Origin of the sequence: Staphylococcus sp. HMSC065D05, from assembly GCF_001813195.1 — a bacterium.
In the GTDB taxonomy this organism is placed as follows: Bacteria; Bacillota; Bacilli; order Staphylococcales; family Staphylococcaceae; genus Staphylococcus; species Staphylococcus epidermidis.
In genome coordinates, this window is record NZ_KV811767.1 from 1 (window position 1) to 18,273 (window position 18,273).

Sequence of the window (18,273 nt, forward strand, 5' to 3'; positions counted from 1 at the left end):
TGTTTACATTTTTTAAAATGCATAAGAGCCACTAACAATCATAGATTGTAAGTGGCTCTAAAATGTCAGATATATAAATTTTTTAAATTGAATTTAAGTAGTTTCGACCTTTCTCTTTATCATAAACGTTTTCCCATTTAGCAATAACAACTGTTGAGAGTGCATTACCAATAACATTAACACATGTACGTACCATATCTAATAAACGATCAACGCCAATAATTAAAGCAAGACCTTGTGCTGGTATGTTCATAGAACTTAATGTTGTTAATAAAACTACAATAGATACGCCCGGCACTCCAGCCATACCTTTTGAAGCAATCATAAGTGTGGCCATTAATACAAGTTGTTGAGTTAATGATAAATGCATATTATACATTTGAGCAACAAATAAAGCAGCTATAGATTGATATAAAGCTGAGCCATCTAAATTAAATGAATAACCGATAGGGATAACAAATGAAGTAACATCTTTTGGCGAACCAAAACGTTCCATTTTCTTCATCATAATCGGCAATACTGCTTCTGAACTTGAAGTAGAAAAGGCAAGTAACAATTCACTTTTAAGTATCTTCATGATTGAAAAAATACTTATTCCAACCATTCTTGCAACAATTCCTAACACTACGATAACAAAGAAAACCATAGCAAATACTACAACAACTAGTAATTTAAATAATGGAATTAATGCTGAAGCACCAAAAGTCATTACTGTCGTACAAATAAATGCAAATACTCCAATTGGAGCTAATTTTAAAATTTTATTGATCATCCAAAATACAGCTTCTAAAGTACCACTTAAGAATCCTTTAACGGGTTCTGCTTTTTCTCCTATCGCAGCTAATCCTAATCCAAAAAATACTGCGAAAAAGATAATCGGTAATAACTCACCTTTTGCCATAGATTCAAATAAATTCGTTGGCACAATATGAACTAATGTATCTATAAGATGATTACCATAAGTAGTCGCTTGTTCTGCTGAATGTGCAGATGATTGATATTTAGTAATATCGCCTTTAGGTAATTTATCTGGATCTAGACCTGAACCTGGTTTGAATAGATTACCAATGATAAGACCTAAACCTATGGCGATAGTTGTAATAATCTCGAAATAAAGGATTGCTTTCCATCCATAGCTTCCTACCTTTTTAGAATCCCCTAAATTTGAAATAGATAAGGCTAATGAACAAAATACAATCGGAATGATGATCATCTTAATTAAATTTAAGAATACATCACCAAATGGCTTAATATAATTTGCAACATCATCTTGTCCATATAGTAATAGACCAGCGATGACACCGAGTACCAAAGCAATAATTACTTGCGTTGGTAGACTTATTTTTTTCTTGAATAGAGCCATTATGCAAACTCCCCTTCATCTGACATCACTTAATTATATCAGATAACATCAAAATAGCTATATAATTTTTTCCACTAGAAATATATGCATGTTGCATTTCTTCCTATTAAAAACGCCAATAAAAAACACACAGCTCTATGTTTAAATAAAACTGTGTGTTAATCCTTTATTTAGAAGGTTTATATTTTTGATCAAAATCACTATGTTTTGCTTTTTTAATACTTTTCTTCGTTTCGCTATCAAAACCTTCAATGAATATTCCTTTTGAAGTACTGATAGGTTGAATCACATATGTCACGTTAGGTTCATCTTTGAAAACGACTTCTTTATAGTATAGTCCCTTTTTAGTGCTATATGATGTTTTGTCTTTTTTCACTTTATCATTAAGATGATGGTCGCTCATATAGCTATCAATCAGTTCAAGATTTTTATGACCTTGATAAGCCTTGAGTCCGAAGAAAAATGCAATTGCTAATATTAGAGAGATAATCAAAATAATGATTACCCTAAAAATAACTTGTTTCTTACTCATTATTATAGAAACTCCTTTTATCTTATCACACACAATTATAGACGATTAATTCGTATAGAAAAGAAAGATTTAGTTAAATTGTAACAAAATGTTCGTTTGTAAATGTGAAAATTTTAAGAAGTTTTATAAAAATTCCCTTACATCATCAATCGGAAGTCTCACTGAATCGTGTGCATCTTGTGCTTTTTTACCTATAGCAATCGCTAAAACTGGCACATATCTGTCAGAATCATAACCGATAATATCCGCAATATTTTCTTTATCGAAACCACCAATAGGGTTTGTATCGTAACCGTGAGCTTTTGCTGTAAGCATTAATTGCATTGCCATTAAACTACTATCTATATTCACAATATCTTTCATGCCTTCTCTAGATAAGTTTTTATAATAAGGTAATATCCAATCTAACAGTTGTGCTTTGATATCTTCCGTCATCAATTGTTGTTCTACAGCATCGCCATAAATCTGTTCAGCTTTTTCGTAGTTTTGTAAATCTCCAAAAATAATTAACATAGCTGAGGATGTAGTTAACTGTCTGGAATTGAATCCAAATGATTCTTTAACTTTTTCTTTCATTTCATCACTTTCTACAACAGCAATTCTCCATGGTTGCATATTAACCGATGAAGGTGCTTGTGTTGCTTTAGTAATGATTTCATCCATTTCTTCTCGAGAAATTTTATAATTCTCGTCAAAAACCTTTACTGATTTTCTACTGTTAAGCACTTCGTTAAAGTCATTGATACGTGTCAATTTTCACACCCCTCCAATTTTAAAAAAATTACTTTGTTATCAAATTAAACTCATTCAAATATTTGATAAATTTAATTTAAAACAATTTGAATTATAGTGATGAAATCAGTACTTGACAAGTGATACGCTTCATAATATTGTTACCTTAACAAGGAGTGATTAAATGTATGTAGAGAATAGTTATTTGAGCAAACAATTATGTTTTTTATTTTATGTTTCCTCTAAAGAAATCATCAAAAAATATACAGATTACCTAAAAGAGTATGGTCTTACATACACAGGTTATATTGTATTAATGGCGATAGAAGATGATGAGAAACTTAACATTAAAAAACTAGGCGAAAGAGTCTTCTTGGATTCTGGCACGCTAACACCATTATTAAAAAAATTAGAGAAAAAGAATTATGTCATTCGAACTCGTGAAGAACAAGATGAACGTAACCTTCAAATTTCTTTGACAGAACGTGGCAAGGATATTCAAAATGTTCTTTCTGATATTTCACAAAGTGTTTTTAATGAATTTAATATTACTCAAGAAGAAACCCAAAATTTAGTTGAAGACTTGCAAAATTTTGTAACGAAAAATTTTGATAAAACAGTGGAAAAGTGATACTTATAGAGACTAGAGACAAAAGTAAGCTTTTTAAATACAACAAAACTTTCAACTTTAGCAATAGCGACACAATTTAATAGTAATAGTATGTCTAAAGTAAGCTTTTGTCTTATTCTCTCGTACAGTCAGTATATTTTTTTACACCTAATTCCTACTAAACTTATCTAAATACCTCTTTTTTACAAGTTACATCACTTTATTTATACGTTATCAATTACAAACATTGTAGAGATCACTAGTGAATGATTATAGATAATTTAATAATTATCCATTTTAACATCTGAAAATGTAAATTAAGTTGGTATTTAAATAGACTATCAAGATGTAGTGTTGTTTGTTTCGCTTCATATAAAGGAGGTTGAAAGAAGCAATTGTATAGCTATTTTGATGGAAGTAGAGGGTGTGATAGTAAAAGCAGTTATTCACACATATAACAACGTGGAATTATGTTAAAACATTAAGATATACGTATTTTTTTAAATGATCTATCAACTGCCAATGTCTTAAAAAGATGATTGTTTCCTAATTCATTGATAGTCTTTGGTTCAGTATGTGTATGACAACTGACTGTTAGTTATTTCATTCTACTGAAACGAAAAACAGCAAAATTTTTTGAATCATTTATTTTGATATCAAACAAAAATGTGCCCTAATTTGAACAAACTTTAATGCTCACCTTAGGACACAATTTTTATTTATATACGAACAGCTTTTTCTTTTTTATTTAAATGAATCATTGTAATAAGAGCAATTACACCAAATATAGCTAAGAAGAAGAAAGCGAGATGACTTGAACCAGTGATACTCGTTACAAAAGTAATCACTAGTGGTGGGAAGAAACCACCTAGTCCCCCCATCATGGATACAATACCATTCGCTGAACCTGCTTCTTTAGAAAAGTATGAAGGAACTAATTTAAATATTAAACCATTACCTATACCCGCACAGATACTAATTGCTAAACAGCCTATTGTAAACAGAACAATATGACTAGATAAGCTTAAAATAAGTGCACCAATAATCATTATCACGAAGTCGATGATAAGCGCTTGTACCGCATTAAATTTATCACCTATAACACCGCCAACCGGTCTTAGGAACGTCGCTAGTGCTATAAATATACCTGAACGAATACCCGCATCAACTTTATCAATACTAAAATGATCAACTAGGAAGTTCGGTAAAAAGATCCCAAAAGCCACAAAAGCACCAAAGGTAATGAAATACCACAAACTTAAATAATACAACTTATAATTCTTAGATAGGTCTTTGACTTGAGCCATCAAAGGAATCTTCACTTTTGGCTCATTTTTATCCCCTAAAAGAAACATTAAAATTGCAAATATACTAAGAATAATTAAATAACTACGAACTGTATTTTGCCACCCAATTGCACCTGCTAACACTGGGGCACAAAATGAGGATACTGCAGTACCAATATTACCTACACCATATATACCATTTGCTAAACCAACTTTGTCTTTTGAAAAGTATTTGGGTACAGAAGTAACACCCACTGAAAAAATTGCGCCACCAATTCCTAGAAAGAATCCTGATAGCATTAGCATACCGGGTGATTGAGCTTGACCTAAAAGAAAAATTGGAAGTAATAATACAATAAAACTCCAGAAAAACACCCATTTAGCTCCTACAATATTAGTTAAGTACCCAAATGGCACACGTAGTACAGAACCTAAAATAACAGGAATAGCTAAAATGACAGATATTTGTCCCGGAGAAATATCAACATCTTGTGAAATAAATGGCATTAATGGAGAAATGATACTCCATGCCATAAAACCAGCGACCAAACTCAATGTCTGTAACGTAAGCTGAGAAACACCCTTTTTCATGTTCATTTTGATTCACCTTCATCTGATTTAATTATAAGGTGTATTGGTACTTTGTGAGGGCTTAATAAGAGGTCAAAATTAATCATATAAAACAAAATTATAAACAAAGTACCAATCACAAATACATTTTAATATGTTTGTGAAATTATGAACATAAGGATATCCCCTGATTCTACTTTTATTTTTCCCTATATAAAGCTACAAAAAAAGGACTACTTAGCCATAGACTAAGTAAGCCCTAATAATCAATCATGATATACTTAAAATTCTAATAATTTTTTCTTTAAGGCATATTCAACTAATTCAGGTTTACTCTTTAAATTTAGTTTCGTCATAATATGCGTTTTATGTGCTTCTACCGTTTTCACTGATACAAACAACTTTTCTGCAATATCTTTATTGCCATAGCCTTTAGCTATAAGAGGTAATATTTCTAACTCTCGTTTCGATAAAATTTTAAATGGATCTGAAGAGGATGATACTTCATCCGTTTGAGATTGATTGACAAACTCATTGACTAAAGACGTCGTCAATTTCATATCAACATAAGTTTCACCTTGATATACTGTACGTACGGCCAATATTAATTGCTCATCAGGTGAATTCTTTAAAATATATCCTTTAGCACCACTTTTTAACACATGAAATAAATATTCTTCGTCATCAAACATCGTAAGTATTAAAATTTTAGTTTCAGGAAAACTTTCAGAAATTTTACTGGTTGCGATTAAGCCAGACTCTCCTGGTGGCATGCTCAAATCTAATATTAAAACATCTGGTTGATGTTCTAACACTTTTTGGTAAGCTTCAACCCCGTCAGCTGCAGTTGCAACAACTTCCATATCTTCTTGATAATTTAATATCATTGAAAATCCTGTCCTAACAACTGCATGGTCATCCGCTATAACTATTTTCACTTCAATTCCCCCAACTTACATCATCAACTTAAATCGGTATATCTAATGTAATTATAGTACCTCTATTAATATGTGTCTCTATATTAACGTGACCGTTAACTAAATCTGCACGTTCTCTCATCCCGTATAATCCAAGTCCAGTGCCTTTAGGATGATGATCTAAACTAAACCCCTTACCTCGATCCACAACCTCTGCTACAAGCTGCTTACCATCACTATGCGTACTTACCTCAATTTCATTAACCCCAGCATACTTTAGAGCATTAAATAACCCCTCTTGAACTACACGATAAACAACTGTTTCAATTTCACTATCAAACCGCATGCCTTTAATGTTTGAATCATATTTAATATGCATACCATAATTTTCTTCAAACTGTTTAAAATATGATTTAAAAGCTGCTTCAATACCTAAATCATCGAGAGAAGAAGGTCGTAATTCAACAGACATATTTCTAATATCATCAATAAGCTGTGATAATAGTCCTTCTATACGTTGAGATGTTTCAGCTAACACCTTATCCTTGTGCTTATACTTCAAAAGCCTTAGTTCAACATCTATATTGAGCATATCCTGTATTACACTATCATGTAATTCTCTAGAAATACGCTTCCGTTCATTTTCTTGTGCTTGAATTGAACGATGTAACATTTTTTGTTGATACATCTTTTCTTGCCTTTCAATCTGGGGCGCCACATTCTGTAATGTAAATGCACTAATACCTCTTTGTTCATCAATATTTTGATACATAGCTGTAAAAGGCTTAATTTCGTTATCTTTTGTCTTCATAAATACTTGGAAATTTGAATGTTGTAATTGCGTTGTTTCTAAAAAACAATCTTTACACGATTGTACATCATATTCATTAGAGTATCCTTCACATCGATGACAAATCGCATTTGTCATAGCATTATAATTATCTTCTTCAGTTAAAATATCTTTTGCTGCGTCATTCATAGCAATAATTTTTCCATACCTATTAACAAATACAATTTTCTCGTTCGTGGTTTCATAATAATTCTTAAGTAATTGCTCTAAACTTAAATCAGTTTGCTCCAACATATTTACCACCTAGTTTATTTCTGTAAAAATACCGATTTGTTTTTCAATATTAAGTTGGTCCAATGACTGAGGTAACGGCTGATGATTTCTTTGACCTAATAGTAAAACGCCATACATTGAATTTTCTAACCATAAAGGTACTGCAACTACAGCTGTCAATGACTCACTAAGAATGATTGGAAATTTAACTTTCTCTTCTGGAGATAAAGCTGTATCTACATCAGCAATAACCATACGTTTACCGGTTTTCATCACCATTCCAGCAAGCCCTCTACCCTTTCTCAAAATGATAAGTTTATATCTATCATTTGTATTACCTGAAACATATTGCCATTTAATTGGTGATGAAGTGTGATGATAATCATATAAAGCGATACCACCAAAATCATAACCCTCTTGCGCTCTCAACTTATCTAAATTCATTTGTAAATGTTGATTATGTTTTAAAGATTCTGGTTCCACACTTTCACCTCATAATAAATTAAATTTTGTTTTTGCGATAAACAATGTATCTTCTATTCATATAAGACAGTGGTACACTCCAAACATGTACTAAACGAGTAAATGGCCAACACGCAAATACTGTAAACCCTAATAATATGTGCAGTTTAAACGACCAAGGCACGTTTAACATTAAGTCAGCATTTGGAGAAAACATGAATAAATGTCTAAACCATATCGCAATGGTTTGACGATAATCAAATTCAGGTTGAATCGCATTGGTTACAAGCGTAGAATAACAACCCATTATTAAAATAATCAACAAAACGAGATTCACGAATATATCTGAAAATGAACTTAATCGTCTAACATTTTTGATGGATAGTCGTCTTAAAGTTAGCAACAACATTCCTATTAATGTTATTATACCAAAAACACTACCTATATAAACTGCACCTATATGATAGATATGATTATTTACACCTATCGCCTCTAACCAATTAGCGGGAATCAATAATCCCACAACATGACCAAAGAACACCGGAATAATACCTAAATGAAAAAGTAAACTTCCCCATTTTAATTGTTTCTTTTCAATCATTTCACTCGACTTTGCTGTCCATGAAAATTGATCGTATTTATATCTTGCGATATGTCCAATAACAAATATTGCTAAACATAAATATGGATAAATAACCCATACAAATTGATTAAGCATGATTTTCCACCTCTTTCAAAGGCATGATACACGCTTTTAACGTTTTTCTTAATGCACTGACAACATATGCATAGGGATTATTGTTTTCAGCAAGGGTATTTGCCATTTCATATGTGCCATCTTCAATAATCATAATGACTAGTTGAAGGTTTTCCTGTGCTCGACTATCATTTTTAAAATCAGCAACTTGCAAAAACTGTAGCATCAATGGAAGAAAATCAGATAATTCATTATCAACCATTTTTAGTCCAAACATTTCGTATAAAACCTTCAATTTAGCTAGCATTTGTCCACGTTCCTTTTGCGTGTCAAATTTATTAAATGTCATATAGAGTGGGTGTTTTTTACTAAAATCAAATGTATCTGTATAGATAGCTTTAATTTCTGACAAAGTATAATTCATCATGATTTCTCTATATGCAAGCAATTCTTCATAGCCAGGATGAGACTTAGAAATGGTTTCTTCAAATATTTTTGGGTGAAATGTCATTTTTTCTGGAAAATTCATTTGTTGACCAAGATAGCCTAAGCTATCTTGGTATTGACTTAATTGTTCAAGGTTAATCACGGAAGATCCCTCCATAGAAATTTTCATTATAAATTTCTTGTCCAGTTTTACCTGATTGAACTGCAACACCACAACCTTCACAATTAGAGCCAAAGTACTCTCCACCATAACCTTGACTTCCTTGCGCTTTATAAGTATCTAAATATGTTTCTTTATGAGAAGAAGGCACAACAAAACGATCTTCATATTTAGCAATACCTAGTAAGCGATACATTTCAGTCATCTGTCTTTCAGTAAGTCCTAATCGTTCTAATTTAGATGTATCGAAAGGTTGGTTTGTTATTTGAGAACGCATATAACTTCGCATCATCGCCATTTTTTGTAAGCCCTCTTTAACAGGTTCTGTGTCGCCAGCAGTTAATAAATTTGCTAAGTATTGAATAGGTAAACGCATTTCTTCAATAGCTGGGAAAATCATGTCTGGATTTTGACCTGCATTTTCACCTTCGAAATAACTCATAATAGGACTTAAAGGTGGACAATACCATACCATTGGCATAGTTCTAAATTCAGGATGCAATGGAAAGGCCATTTTATATTCTATTGCCAATTTATACACTGGTGAGTTTTGAGCTGCTGTGATCCATTCTTGATTTATTCCATCTTTTTCAGCTTGAGCAATGACTTCCTCATCAAATGGATCAAGGAATAGGTCTAATTGTTTTTCGTATAAGTCTTTTTCATCTTTAGCTGAAGCCGCTTCTTGAACACGATCTGCGTCATATAATAAAACACCTAAATATCTCATACGTCCTGTACAAGTTTCTGAACATACAGTTGGCATACCAGCTTCGATTCGTGGGAAACAAAATGTACATTTTTCAGCTTTATTCGTTTTCCAGTTAAAATATACTTTTTTATACGGACATCCAGTCATACAGTATCTCCAACCTCGACAGGCTTCTTGATCGACGAGTACGATACCATCCTCATCTCGTTTATACATAGCTCCTGATGGACAAGATGCTACGCAACTTGGATTTAAACAGTGTTCACATAGTCTTGGTAAATACATCATAAATGTCTCATCGAATTGGAATTTAATATCTTCTTCTATTTTCTGAATATTTGGATCCTCTGGTCCTGTAATGTGGCCTCCAGCTAAATCATCTTCCCAGTTTGGTCCCCATTTAAGATTCAATCTATCACCTGAAATTAAAGAGTGTGCTGTCGCCACGGGAGAGTGTTGTCCTTGTTTGGCATTGGTCAAATGTTCATAGTTATATGTCCATGGTTCATAATAATCTTGAATGAGTGGCATGTCAGGATTATAGAAGATTTTACCTAAAGCAATCTTTGACCATCTATTACCAGATTTTAATTCAAGCTTTCCTTTTTTATTTAGCACCCAACCACCTTTATATTGTCCTTGGTCTTCCCATCTTTTTGGATATCCTACGCCCGGTTTCGTTTCTACGTTATTAAACCACATATACTCTGCACCAGGTCGATTTGTCCATGTGTTTTTACATGTCACACTGCAAGTATGACAACCAATACATTTGTCTAGATTCAATACCATTGCAACTTGTGCTTTAATCTTCAAGCCAATTGACCTCCTTCATTTTTCTAACAGCTACATACTCATCTCTTTGATTTCCAATTGGTCCATAATAGTTAAAGTGATAACTAATTTGTGCATATCCTCCTACTAATTGAGTAGGTTTCAAGTGAATACGAGTAGGTGCATTATGAGAACCTCCACGAGTATCAGTAATTTCAGAACCAGGTGTCTCTATGTGTTTATCTTGTGCATGATACATAAACATTGTGCCTCTAGGCATACGATGAGATGTTACAGCTCTGGCAGTAACAACTCCGTTTCTGTTGTATACTTCTAACCAGTCGTTATCATTAATGCCATGGTCAGCAGCGTCTTCATTTGAAATCCATACAACTGGCCCACCTCTAAACAATGTCAACATGCGTTCATTATCTTGATAAGTTGAATGAATGTTCCATTTTCCATGAGGTGTAAGGTATCGAAGCACTAATGTATCTTGTCCACCTTTAACTTTTTTATCACGAGCACCAAATACCATTGGAGGTAAAGTTGGTTTATATACCGGTAAACTTTCTCCAAATTGTTGGAATACCTCATGATCTATATAATAACTTTGACGTCCAGTTAGCGTTCTAAATGGCACTAAACGTTCCACATTAGTTGTAAACGGTGAGTAGCGTCTTCCATCTTTATTAGAGCCAGGGAATACTGCAGTTGGAATCACTTCTCTTGGCTGAGAAGTAATGTTTAAAAATGATATCTTTTCAGAAGCACGTTCTTTAGAAATATCTTTAAGTTCCATACCTGTTTGATTTTCTAAATCTTCATATGACTTTTGTGATAATTTGCCGTTTGTAGCAGAGGATATATTCAAAATGACATCTGCTACTTTTCTCGCTGTATCTATTCTCGGTCTATCATTTTTAACTGAAGTAGTATTATCATCATTCCAAGTTCCAACCATACTTTTAAGTTCTTCGTACTCTTCACTAACGCTATAACTCACCCCATGGGCACCTATTTTTCCTTTTTCTAGTTTTGGACCAACAGTAACGAATTTATCGTAAATTTGTGTATAGTCTCGCTCTACTATAGAAAAATTAGGCATTGTTTTACCTGGTACACCTTCAATTTCTCCCTTAGACCAATCTTTTACAATACCGTATTCAGTTGAAATTTCTTGTTTAGAATCATGTCCTAATGGCGTAGTTACGACATCTTTAAATTTACCTGGAAGATAATCTTTGGCCATTTCTGAAACAGCTTTACTTAGAGTTTTATAAATATCCCAGTCCGAACGCGATTCCCATAATGGGTCGATTGCTGGATTAAATGGATGAATAAATGGATGCATGTCTGTTGAAGATAAATCATGTTTTTCATACCAAGTTGCAGCAGGTAAAACGATATCTGAATATAATGGCGTTGCAGTCATTCTGAAATCAAGTGATACTAATAAATCAAGTTTCCCTTCTGTATCCTCGCGCCATTTAATTTCCTCTGGTTTATCATTTTCATTTGGCTCTGCCATTAAACCAGAGCGCGCACCTAACAAGTGCTTCATAAAGTATTCTTGTCCTTTAGCTGAACTAGAAATTAAATTAGATCTCCATACAAATAATGTTTTAGGATGGTTTTTTCTTAAATCTGGATCTTCTATCGCAAATTGTGTATCTTTATTTTTAACTGATTCAATCGCTTTTTGTAGGATAGCTTCATTTGAATCATCACCTTCATCTTTAGCTTCTTCTCCAAACAATAGACTGTTTTTATTAAACTGTGGATATGAAGGCAACCAACCCATACGAGCAGCCGTTACATTGTAATCAGCTGGATGTTGATGCTTAATATTTTCAGCTAATGGTGATTTCAATTTATCTACATTTGATTCTTCATACTTCCATTGATCTGTAGCGAAATAAAACCAACTTGTACCATTTTGTAAACGTGGAGGACCTTGCCAATCTTTAGCAAATGCAATAGTATTCCATCCTTCAATTGGTCGACATTTTTCTTGTCCAACATAGTGTGCCCAACCACCACCGTTAACACCTTGACATCCACACAATAGTACTAAGTTAAGTATTGAACGATAAATAGTATCCGAGTTAAACCAATGGTTGATACCAGCCCCCATAATAATCATTGAACGTCCACCAGTATCAATAGCATTTTGTGCAAATTCTTTTGCCACTTTCGTCACTAACTCTTTTTTGATACCTGTAATTTGTTCTTGCCAAGCGGGCGTATATTTAGAAGATGCGTCATCATATGATGTAGCTTCTAGTTCGTGTTCAAAACGTTGGACACCATATTGACTCGTCATTAAATCATAAACCGTAGCGATTTTAACTTTCTCTCCGTTAGATAATTGAATAGTTCTCGTTGCAATAGGTCTCTCAAAGATGCCATCACCACTACTATCAAAGTATGGAAATTGAATCGTTTCAACATGATAGTCACTTTCAGCCATCGATAACATTGGATCAATCGGTGTACCGTCCTCTGTTTCAAGTTTCAAATTCCATTTTTTACCTTCTTCCCAGCGTTGGCCCATTGTGCCATTAGGAACAAGTAATTGTTGACTCAATTTGTCTTGAATAACTGGCTTCCATTCATTATTTTCACCTGACATCCCTAAATCAGAAGCACGCAAGAATCTACCTGCTTTATAGCCATTCTCATCTTCATCTAACATAATGACAAACGGCATATCAGAATATTGCTTAGCATAGTTAATAAACATATCATTCGGATGATTTTCATAATATTCCTGTAAAATAACATGTGTCATTGCTTGTGCAATCGCTGCATCTGTACCCGGATGTGGTGCAAGCCAATGATCGGCGAACTTAACATTCTCAGCATAATCAGGTGCTACTGAAATAACTTTCGCCCCTTTATATCTAACTTCAGTCATAAAATGTGCGTCAGGTGTACGTGTTAATGGAACGTTTGATCCCCACATCATAATGTATGAAGCATTGTACCAATCACTGGATTCTGGCACGTCTGTTTGCTCACCCCAAATTTGTGGAGAAGCAGGTGGTAAATCGGCATACCAATCGTAAAAGCTTAACATTTCTCCACCTAACAAATTAATAAATCTTGCACCTGAAGCATAACTAATCATCGACATAGCAGGAATAGGAGTAAATCCAGCAATACGATCCGGTCCATCTTTTTTTATGGTATATAAAATTTGAGCTGCAATAATATCTGTGACATCTTTCCAATTTGCTCTGACGTGTCCACCTTTACCTCTTGCTTCTTTATATTGTTTGGCTTTTTCTTCATTTTCTACGATGGATGCCCATGCCGCAATTCGGTTTCCATTTTGTTCTTCAAGCGCTTCGGTCCATAAATCTAATAATTTACCTCTAATATAAGGATATTTAACTCTTAACGGACTATATTCATACCAAGAAAACGATGCACCTCTCGGACAACCTCTTGGCTCAAATTCTGGCATATCAGGTCCACAACTTGGATAATCAATTTGTTGATTTTCCCATGTAATTACGCCATTTTTGACAAATACTTTCCATGAACATGATCCAGTACAGTTAACACCATGCGTCGTTCTCACAACTTTGTCGTGACTCCATCTTTCTCTATACATCTTTTCCCATTCTCGACTTTTATGCTCTAATACCGACCAATTTCCATTAAACTTTTCTGTCGGCTTAAAGAAATTCAATCCAAATTTTCCCATTTTATTAATCCTCCCACCATACAAGTTTATATCCTTTATAAATGCATAGGTATTGTGTCTTATCTTTATTGTACATTTTTTCACAAAGCCATTATATTAGGGAATGTCCTAATTGATATTAGAGATTCCCTAAAAAATAAGGCCTACAAATTCATAATGAACTTGTAGACCCAAATGTTTTATACATATATTTTTTTAATACTTTTGTGTTTAATCATTTCGTTATACACGTTTTGTTGAGAAATGTGGTAGCTATGGTCAAAATCAATCAGACATTGGATTCCTTCATCATATAAAGTTTCAGCCTTTGCAATTGCACGCTTTTTATCTCCCTTGATTAAATATAGATTACCTTTGTCAATCTCATTATTATTCAACAAAGTACGATTAATGTCATCAAGTATATTACCTAAAATGCATATGCCTGGATGACCTTCTAGTTTTTGGGAAGCCAATTGTTCTTCAATTGTACTTAAATGACCTATAACAATCTTTTCATTATAGCAGGATGCATTAAACACTATTGCAATGGGGTAGTCTTCATTTGTATATGATTCAATTTGTTTAATAATTTGACCTAATCTTTTTACGCCCATATAAATAGCCAAAGTGCCACCATTAATCAAGTTCCTAATATCCGTATCGTGATTAACCGAATCTTTAAAATGACCAGTTGAGAAGGTCACACTCGGTGCGATAGAACGCATCGTTAATCCCATATTCATAGTTGCTACAGCAGCACTTGCTGATGTCACACCAGGGACAATCTCATAATGAATATGATGATTTTCTAATGTTTGTACTTCTTCTGTAATTCTACCAAAAATCGCAGGATCGCCCCCCTTTAGTCTCACCACACATCGATATTGTTTGGCTGCTTCAACAATTTTTTGATTAATCTCATCTTGTTGAATGTGTTTACAATAAGGTTTCTTTCCTACATTGATCACTTTTGTTTGAGAAGAAGCATACTGTAAGATGAAAGGATTCACGAGACGATCAAATAAAATCACGTCAGCTGCTCTAATTAACCGTTCAGCTTTTTTAGTTAGTAAGTTTGGATTGCCTGGTCCTGCACCGATTAGATAAACTGTGCCAGGATAAGTTATAGACATAAGTAAATATCTCCATCAATAACTTCTACTTCATATGTTTCTACGCATCCTGTATCAGGTTGTTGTACTTCTCCAGTCTTTAAAGCTATTTTTTGATCGTGTAACGGACAGTATACATAATCACCACTTACAGTCCCTTCAGACAACGGTCCTTCTTTATGCGGGCATATATTCCCAATGGCATATAAATCACCATTATCTGTGAGAAAAATACCTATTTCTTTTTCGTTTACAACGACTTTTTTGCCTATTTGAGGAATCATTTCATTCATTGTTGTAACCTTAACCTTTTCTTTAGCTTTCATTCTTACACCTTCTCAACTTCAAAGATTTTTTGTGCTTCTTTATTTTCAACAATAGCTTCCCATGGTTCATTCTCAACAGCTTTTTTGGCTTCCATAATTCTTAAATACAGTTCTTTTTGCTTTTCTTGATTTAATAAGATATTCTTGACATTTTCAAAGCCCATACGTTCTAACCATGGTGCTGTTCTTTCAGCGTAAATACCTGTTTCTCTGTAATATTGCATGAGGGCACCACATAATTGAATCACTTCATCTTCGGTTTCAACTGTCGTTAACAATTTACCTACAGTAACATCAGTACCACCATTACCTCCAATAAATATTTGGTAGCCGTTTTCAACAGATATGACACCAAAATCTTTAACACCAGACTCTACACAACTTCTCGGACAACCTGATACTCCCATTTTAAATTTATGAGGCGTATCAATATATTCAAATGTTTTTTCAAGTCTTATTCCTAGTCGAGTTGTGTATTGTGTACCAAAACGACAAAACTCTTTACCAACACAACTTTTAACAGAACGCGTCTTTTTACCATAAGCAGAAGCAGAACGCATTCCTAAATCTTTCCAAACTTGTGGTAATTCTTCTTTCTTCAATCCATATAAACCTACACGTTGCGAACCTGTTACTTTAACAAGTGGTACGTTATACTTTTTAGCAACTTCCCCTAATCGAATAAGTTGATCAGCATCTGTAACGCCACCGCGCATTTGAGGGATCACTGAGAAAGTACCATCATTTTGTATATTTGCATGATATCTTTCATTAGCGAAGCGAGAGTCTTTTTCATCTCGATGTTCAAAAGGATAAACCATATTTAAATAATAATTAATTGCTGGTCGACATTTAGGACAACCATCTTTATCTTTGAAATCAAGAACGTGTCGTACTTCTTTTGATGTTTTGAGATTTTTAGCTCTGATTTGAGTTACAATTTGGTCTCTTGTTAAATCAGTACATGGACAAATACCTGTTGGTTTTGCTGCAATAAAGTCGTCACCTAATGTATATTGTAATAACTCACCAATTTGACCTTTACACTTACCACATGAATTACCTGCTTTTGTTGCTTTAGTTACTTCATCTACAGACGTTAAGCCTTTAGTTGTTATAGCATTGACAATTGTTCCTTTATCAACACCATTACATCCACAAATCGTTTCATCATCAGACATATCAGCGATAGATGTCCCCGCATCTTCATCACCTTTATGCAATAAAGAAACAAGTGTATAATCTTCAAGCGTTTCATGTTTTTTCATCATATTATAAAATCGTGATCCATCATCAGTATCACCATACAAGACAGCACCAACGACTTGACCTTGACTTAAATACACTTTTTTGTAAATATTGTCGACACTATTAAAGATTTCTACACCATGGATATCTTCATCTTCAACAATTTGCCCTGCGCTATATAAATCGCAACCAGATACTTTAAGTGAAGTGAAAGTAGTAGATCCTTTATAACCTTTTGTTTCTTTACCAGTTAAATAATCTGCTAGCACTTTACCTTGTTCATAGAGTGGCGCCACCAAACCATAAACTTTCCCATCATGTTCGGCACATTCACCGACTGCATAAATATGAGAATCAGATGTTTGCATATAATCATTTACAACAATACCTCTATTGACATCTAATCCACTATCTTTAGCAACTTCAGTATAAGGTCTGATACCAACAGCCATGACTACTAAATCTGTTTCAATCACCTGACCGTCAGCTAATTTAATAGCTTCAACATCTTTATCACCAATGATTTCTTTAGAATTTGCTTGAAGTTCAATCTTCATACCTTGCTTTTCTAAATCTGCTTTAAGCATGTCTCCAGCTTTACGATCCAATTGCATTTCCATGAGCCAATCAGCTAAATGAAGAACTGTCACTTCCATTCCTTGATCTAGAAGTCCTCTAGCACATTCTAAGCCTAGAAGACCTCCACCAATGACAACTGCACGTTTTTTCGTTTGGGCAATTTCAATCATTTTATTTGTATCATCAATTGTTCGCCATCCAATGACACTGGGAAAATTTGAACCCGGTATAGGTAATACAAAAGCTTTTGATCCAGTAGCGAAAATACAAATGTCATACTCTACTTCAATACCTTTAGAAGTAGTAACTATTTTGTTTTCTTTATCAACTTTTTCCACTGGATCATTATTTATAAGTTCAATATTATTCTCTTGATACCAATCATAAGAATTCATAATCGTATCTTCGACGGTCATTTTCTTCTGTAAAATATTGGATAACATAATTCTGTTATAGTTCGGATAAAGTTCTTTTCCAATAATAGTAATATCAAATTGTGATTGTGAACGTTCTAAAATCTCTTCTATCGTTCTTAACCCTGCCATGCCGTTACCAATCATTACAAGTTTTTGTTTTGCCATACTTTAAATGCCCCTTTTATCAATATAAATTTTTAATACAAAACACAATGTAACTTTATAAAAGGTCAGAAATTTAATCATTTTGTATTTCTCTCTTCATGTTCATCTTATAACAAAACTTCAGTTTTTTGTGATGTAATTCACATTTAAAATGAAAATCGGGGATTTCCCTAATAGCATGGATATGGTTTTCTAGTATGGAATTGAGATCAAAATTAAAACATATATTATAAATTAATTTATAATATAAGTTGCAATTGAAATGACACTTTACTCTGTCATTTTAAAGCACAAACTATTTTATAATGAACCGCATTCACTATCTAAACAATATCATCGAGCATTAAGTAGGCTGGGACATAAAGTTCCAAGATAAGTAAATAAGGACAATTTCTATTGAAAAAT

At 33.5% G+C, this 18,273-nt stretch carries 15 protein-coding genes; 1 reads left to right on the forward strand and 14 read right to left on the reverse strand.

All coding sequences use genetic code 11. From position 1 onward, the window contains the following. Positions 1-82: 82 nt before the first annotated feature. The 3 genes from HMPREF2897_RS09585 to HMPREF2897_RS09595 all read right to left on the reverse strand — a co-directional run bounded on the left by HMPREF2897_RS09585 (position 83) and on the right by HMPREF2897_RS09595 (position 2,648). Entirely contained in the window at positions 83-1,363 is a 1,281-nt protein-coding gene (locus HMPREF2897_RS09585) for a dicarboxylate/amino acid:cation symporter (protein WP_002447203.1), read from the reverse strand. Between the two features lie 166 nt (positions 1,364-1,529). Continuing rightward, positions 1,530-1,895, reverse strand: coding sequence for a DUF3139 domain-containing protein (locus HMPREF2897_RS09590; protein WP_001831482.1), 366 nt, complete (start codon positions 1,893-1,895; stop codon positions 1,530-1,532). A 123-nt stretch (positions 1,896-2,018) separates the two neighbouring features. Continuing rightward, positions 2,019-2,648 (reverse strand): nitroreductase family protein, encoded by a 630-nt coding sequence (locus HMPREF2897_RS09595; protein WP_002475318.1) that lies wholly within the window; start codon positions 2,646-2,648, stop codon positions 2,019-2,021. Positions 2,649-2,811: 163 nt separating this feature from the next. Between HMPREF2897_RS09595 and HMPREF2897_RS09600 the strand changes: the two genes are divergently transcribed. Further along, positions 2,812-3,258, forward strand: coding sequence for a MarR family winged helix-turn-helix transcriptional regulator (locus HMPREF2897_RS09600; protein ID WP_002438330.1), 447 nt, complete (start codon positions 2,812-2,814; stop codon positions 3,256-3,258). Positions 3,259-3,956: 698 nt separating this feature from the next. On the opposite strand, the gene HMPREF2897_RS09605 is transcribed toward HMPREF2897_RS09600, so the two are convergent. The 11 genes from HMPREF2897_RS09605 to nirB form a co-directional block, all read right to left on the reverse strand. Further along, a complete protein-coding gene (locus tag HMPREF2897_RS09605) occupies positions 3,957-5,120 on the reverse strand; it encodes a nitrate/nitrite transporter (protein WP_001831433.1) in 1,164 nt (387 codons plus the stop codon). A gap of 254 nt (positions 5,121-5,374) precedes the next feature. Further along, complete coding sequence (gene nreC, locus HMPREF2897_RS09610; RefSeq protein WP_002457306.1) at positions 5,375-6,031, reverse strand: nitrate respiration regulation response regulator NreC; 657 nt, start codon at positions 6,029-6,031, stop codon at positions 5,375-5,377. 28 nt (positions 6,032-6,059) lie between these two features. Continuing rightward, on the reverse strand, positions 6,060-7,094 hold the full coding sequence (locus tag HMPREF2897_RS09615; protein WP_070593069.1) for a sensor histidine kinase: 1,035 nt from the start codon (positions 7,092-7,094) through the stop codon (positions 6,060-6,062). A 9-nt stretch (positions 7,095-7,103) separates the two neighbouring features. After that, positions 7,104-7,556 carry a nitrate respiration regulation accessory nitrate sensor NreA gene (gene nreA / locus HMPREF2897_RS09620; RefSeq protein WP_001831592.1) on the reverse strand — a complete coding sequence of 151 codons (453 nt, stop codon included), beginning with the start codon at positions 7,554-7,556 and terminating at the stop codon, positions 7,104-7,106. Positions 7,557-7,575: 19 nt separating this feature from the next. Continuing rightward, on the reverse strand, positions 7,576-8,253 hold the full coding sequence (gene narI, locus HMPREF2897_RS09625; protein WP_002447199.1) for a respiratory nitrate reductase subunit gamma: 678 nt from the start codon (positions 8,251-8,253) through the stop codon (positions 7,576-7,578). Further along, on the reverse strand, positions 8,246-8,821 hold the full coding sequence (gene narJ, locus HMPREF2897_RS09630) for a nitrate reductase molybdenum cofactor assembly chaperone (protein ID WP_002475314.1): 576 nt from the start codon (positions 8,819-8,821) through the stop codon (positions 8,246-8,248). Before narJ ends, narI begins: the two co-directional genes overlap by 8 nt. Next, entirely contained in the window at positions 8,814-10,367 is a 1,554-nt protein-coding gene (narH, locus tag HMPREF2897_RS09635) for a nitrate reductase subunit beta (RefSeq protein WP_001831534.1), read from the reverse strand. Before narH ends, narJ begins: the two co-directional genes overlap by 8 nt. Continuing rightward, positions 10,357-14,040: a nitrate reductase subunit alpha gene (locus HMPREF2897_RS09640; RefSeq protein ID WP_070593071.1), complete on the reverse strand. Its 3,684-nt coding sequence runs from the start codon at positions 14,038-14,040 to the stop codon at positions 10,357-10,359. The genes narH and HMPREF2897_RS09640 overlap by 11 nt, the downstream gene beginning before the upstream one ends. A 179-nt stretch (positions 14,041-14,219) precedes the next feature. After that, on the reverse strand, positions 14,220-15,155 hold the full coding sequence (gene cobA / locus HMPREF2897_RS09645) for a uroporphyrinogen-III C-methyltransferase (protein WP_002490626.1): 936 nt from the start codon (positions 15,153-15,155) through the stop codon (positions 14,220-14,222). Then, positions 15,146-15,460 carry a nitrite reductase small subunit NirD gene (gene nirD / locus HMPREF2897_RS09650; protein ID WP_001831573.1) on the reverse strand — a complete coding sequence of 105 codons (315 nt, stop codon included), beginning with the start codon at positions 15,458-15,460 and terminating at the stop codon, positions 15,146-15,148. The genes cobA and nirD overlap by 10 nt, the downstream gene beginning before the upstream one ends. A gap of 2 nt (positions 15,461-15,462) precedes the next feature. Next, positions 15,463-17,868, reverse strand: coding sequence for a nitrite reductase large subunit NirB (nirB, locus tag HMPREF2897_RS09655; RefSeq protein ID WP_070593073.1), 2,406 nt, complete (start codon positions 17,866-17,868; stop codon positions 15,463-15,465). Positions 17,869-18,273: the final 405 nt, after the last annotated feature.

What these genes read in the sequence shown, in the direction of transcription:
- HMPREF2897_RS09585 (WP_002447203.1), bottom strand. Translation starts at nt 1,363, where the DNA reads ATGGCTCTATTCAAGAAAAAAATAAGTCTACCAACGCAAGTAATTATT.
- HMPREF2897_RS09590 (WP_001831482.1), bottom strand. Translation starts at nt 1,895, where the DNA reads ATGAGTAAGAAACAAGTTATTTTTAGGGTAATCATTATTTTGATTATC.
- HMPREF2897_RS09600 (WP_002438330.1), top strand. Translation starts at nt 2,812, where the DNA reads ATGTATGTAGAGAATAGTTATTTGAGCAAACAATTATGTTTTTTATTT.
- HMPREF2897_RS09605 (WP_001831433.1), bottom strand. Translation starts at nt 5,120, where the DNA reads ATGAACATGAAAAAGGGTGTTTCTCAGCTTACGTTACAGACATTGAGT.
- HMPREF2897_RS09615 (WP_070593069.1), bottom strand. Translation starts at nt 7,094, where the DNA reads ATGTTGGAGCAAACTGATTTAAGTTTAGAGCAATTACTTAAGAATTAT.
- narI (WP_002447199.1), bottom strand. Translation starts at nt 8,253, where the DNA reads ATGCTTAATCAATTTGTATGGGTTATTTATCCATATTTATGTTTAGCA.
- HMPREF2897_RS09640 (WP_070593071.1), bottom strand. Translation starts at nt 14,040, where the DNA reads ATGGGAAAATTTGGATTGAATTTCTTTAAGCCGACAGAAAAGTTTAAT.
- cobA (WP_002490626.1), bottom strand. Translation starts at nt 15,155, where the DNA reads ATGTCTATAACTTATCCTGGCACAGTTTATCTAATCGGTGCAGGACCA.
- nirD (WP_001831573.1), bottom strand. Translation starts at nt 15,460, where the DNA reads ATGAAAGCTAAAGAAAAGGTTAAGGTTACAACAATGAATGAAATGATT.
- nirB (WP_070593073.1), bottom strand. Translation starts at nt 17,868, where the DNA reads ATGGCAAAACAAAAACTTGTAATGATTGGTAACGGCATGGCAGGGTTA.